At 66.7% G+C, this 592-nt stretch carries 1 protein-coding gene; it reads left to right on the top strand.

Annotated features, from left to right (window positions below; translation table 11 throughout):
* Positions 1–292 precede the first annotated feature (292 nt).
* Positions 293–592 (top strand): hypothetical protein (locus WH85_RS52630; protein ID WP_211275665.1); only part of this gene is annotated, 300 nt, incomplete at its 3' end.

The raw sequence follows: 592 nt of genomic DNA on the forward strand, positions 1-592 counted from the left end.
GAAGCCGAAACCCAAGCCGAAGCCGAAGCCGAAGCCCGCCAAGGCGAAGCCGTCGAAGCCGGTCCAGAAGCAGAAGCCGAAGACCGCGCCGAAGAAGGAAGCCAAGCCCGACAAGGCGAAGCCGAGCAAGTCCCACCAGGACAAGCAGAAGCCTGAACGCGACCAGCGCGAGCGGGAGGAACGATCGGACCGGTCCAACGAACAGGACGGCTCCGATCAGGACGCCCCGGTCGCTTGCAAGACGCGGCACAGCTTCGACCCGGAGACCCGGGTGTTGATGGCGGACGGGTCTGTGCGGCCGATCGCTGAGATCAACATCGGTGACAAGGTTCAGGCCAAGGACCCGGTCACCGGTCAGGAAGGTGCGCGGGAGGTCACCCTCCTGCACGCCAACCGCGACCTGGACCTGGTCGATGTGACCGTGTCCAGCAAGCCGGCGGATGCGGCTGTGCGGACGGAGGGTGAGGGCGAAGGGGGACGTAGTACCCGCGGGCCGACCGAGTCGGTTCTGGAGACCACGTCACACCATCCCTTCTGGGACGCGACCACCGGTGAATGGAGCGACGCCGCCGACCTGATCCCCGGCGAGTCG

This window comes from Actinoplanes rectilineatus, assembly GCF_000962825.1.
In the GTDB taxonomy this organism is placed as follows: Bacteria; Actinomycetota; Actinomycetes; order Mycobacteriales; family Micromonosporaceae; genus Actinoplanes; species Actinoplanes rectilineatus.